The organism is Streptomyces sp. NPDC057654 (assembly GCF_042800135.1).
In the GTDB taxonomy this organism is placed as follows: Bacteria; Actinomycetota; Actinomycetes; order Streptomycetales; family Streptomycetaceae; genus Streptomyces.
Genome location: NZ_JBHVHQ010001124.1, coordinates 1 through 2,276, shown reverse-complemented (window position 1 = coordinate 2,276; position 2,276 = coordinate 1). Strand labels below are relative to the sequence as shown.

Annotated in this window: 3 protein-coding genes; all 3 read left to right on the top strand. The window is 75.7% G+C overall.

All coding sequences use genetic code 11. The features are described from left to right. Nucleotides 1–837: precorrin-6Y C5,15-methyltransferase (decarboxylating) subunit CbiT (gene cbiT / locus ACFU99_RS41190; protein WP_384403195.1), on the top strand; the 837-nt coding region annotated here is incomplete at its 5' end. Continuing rightward, nucleotides 834–1,619, top strand: a complete 786-nt coding sequence (gene cobM, locus ACFU99_RS41185; protein ID WP_384403193.1) for a precorrin-4 C(11)-methyltransferase — start codon at nt 834–836, stop codon at nt 1,617–1,619. The genes cbiT and cobM, both read left to right, overlap by 4 nt. A gap of 278 nt (nt 1,620–1,897) precedes the next feature. Next, nucleotides 1,898–2,179 (top strand): hypothetical protein, encoded by a 282-nt coding sequence (locus tag ACFU99_RS41180; protein ID WP_384403190.1) that lies wholly within the window; start codon nt 1,898–1,900, stop codon nt 2,177–2,179. Nucleotides 2,180–2,276 lie beyond the last annotated feature (97 nt).

Sequence of the window (2,276 nt, the reverse complement as noted above, 5' to 3'; positions counted from 1 at the left end):
GTCGCCGCGCTGCTGCGCGAGCGCGGCTTCGGGCCGAGCCGGCTGCGCGTACTGGCGCGGCTCGGCGGCCCGGACGAACACGTCACGGAAGGCATGGCGGAGGACTGGCCGCACCCGCCGGGCGACGCGCTCAACGTCGTCGCGGTGGACTGCCGCGCGTCGAAGGGCGCCGTGCGCCTCGCGCTCACCCCCGGCCTCCCGGATCATTCGTACGAGCACGACGGACAGTTGACGAAGCGTCATGTGCGGGCCGCGACCTTCGCCGCGCTGGCCCCCGCACCCGGCGAACTGCTGTGGGACGTCGGCGGCGGGGCCGGCTCCATCGGCATCGAATGGATGCGGGCGCACCGCAGCTGCCGGGCCGTCAGCATCGAGCGGGACCCCGTACGGGCCCGGCGCATCGAGCACAACGCCGACGCGCTCGGGGCGCCCGGACTGCGCGTCGTCACCGGCCCCGCGCCCGAGTCGCTCGCCGGACTGCCCACGCCCGACGCCGTGTTCATCGGCGGCGGCCTGACCGCGCCGGGCGTCCTCGACGCCTGCTGGGACGCGCTGCGGCCCGGCGGCCGGATCGTCGCCAACACGGTCACCCTGGAGTCCGAGGCGCTGCTCGCCGACTGGCACCGGCGCCGGGGCGGCGACCTGATCCGTATCGCCGTCGCGCACGCCGTGCCGGTGGGCGGGTTCACGGGGTGGCGGCAGGCGATGCCCGTCACCCAATGGGCGGCGGTCAAGGCGGAACCGCCCGCCCCGGCTTCCGGGAACGCCGATGCCGACGCCGCCGATGTCGTGAGTGCCGATAGTGCCGCCAGTGCCGATCGAGGAGAAGAACGATGACGGTGTACTTCATCGGCGCCGGTCCCGGCGCCGCCGATCTGATCACGGTCCGCGGCGCGCGGACCCTGGCCCGCTGCCGGGTCTGCCTGTACGCCGGCAGCCTCGTCCCCCGCGAACTGCTCGCCGACTGCCCCGCCGACGCCCGGCTCATCGACACCGCGCACCTCAACCTCGACCAGATCGTCGAGCAGATCGTCCGGGCGCACGAGGCGGGCGAGGACGTGGCGCGGCTGCACTCCGGCGACCCGTCGGTCTTCAGCGCCGTCGCCGAGCAGATGCGCCGCCTGGACGCGGCCGGAATCCCGTACGAGGTGGTGCCCGGCGTCCCCGCCTTCGCCGCGGCCGCCGCCGCGCTCAACCGCGAGCTGACCGTGCCGACCGTCGGCCAGACCGTCGTCCTGACCCGCATCGCCCAGCAGGCCACCCCCATGCCGGACGGCGAGGACCTCGCCACCCTCGGCCGCAGCCGCGCCCTCCTCGTCCTGCACCTCGGGGCCCGCTACGTCGACCGCATCGTCGACCAGCTGCTGCCGCACTACGGCGCCGACTGTCCGGCCGCCGTCGTCGCCATGGCCAGCCGCCCCGACGAACTCGTCCTCCGCGGCACCCTCGCCGACATCGCCGACCAGGTGAAGGCCGCGGGCGTCGTCCGCACCGCCGTCATCCTCGTCGGCCGCTCCCTGGGCGCCGAACAGTTCCGCGACAGCCACCTGTACTCGACGGACCGGGACCGCCCGCACGCGTCGTGCGAGGCCGCGGCCTCCGGCGGGGCGAGGGGCTGAGACTGAGGCGCGGGCGGGCAGCCGCGGCCCCAAGGACCCGGTCGGCCGGCAGGACGCCACGAGGGCTCATCCGCCGACGGGCGCGCCGCGGGGTGACCGCGGCCGGGTGTGAGCGGGGTCGCGCGCCCCGCGCCGGTATCCGCCTCCCGCGCGCCCGCTGATCGCCCTTCGCGCCCCTTCCGCCCGGCGTCGTCGGCCGACCTCTTGGGCACTTTTCGCGATGGATCAACCACAGCGAGTCACCGACCCGATTCATCGTCCGAAAGGCCCCGAACCGTATGCGTCTCACCCCGCGCCTCGTCGCCGCCCTCAGCGGTCTCGCCCTCGCCCTCGGCGGCGCCGTGGCCGTCGCGCCAGCCGCCCAGGCGTCCCCGCAAGGCTGCTTCTACTACGTCCTGGAAAAGCACTCCGATGCCAAGCCGGAGGTGGTCGAGCGGGCCTGCCTGACCGGGGCCAAGGGCACCGAGGAGAGCCGTCGGGCCTGCTACTTCGACCTGCGGCGTGACTATGTGCCCGCGCAGGTGGCCATGGAAGGGTGCCGCCGCGCCGCTCAGAGGTAGCGGCGGGGCGGCCCGTGCGCCGGGTCCGGGCGCGTCCGGGCGCGGCGCCGCCGCCGAGGGATGACGCGGGGCCCGGACCGACGGCGCGGTGCGGGCC

Coding starts and splice junctions, on each gene's coding strand:
- ACFU99_RS41180 (WP_384403190.1), top strand. CDS start 1,898: ATGCGTCTCACCCCGCGCCTCGTCGCCGCCCTCAGCGGTCTCGCCCTC.
- cobM (WP_384403193.1), top strand. CDS start 834: ATGACGGTGTACTTCATCGGCGCCGGTCCCGGCGCCGCCGATCTGATC.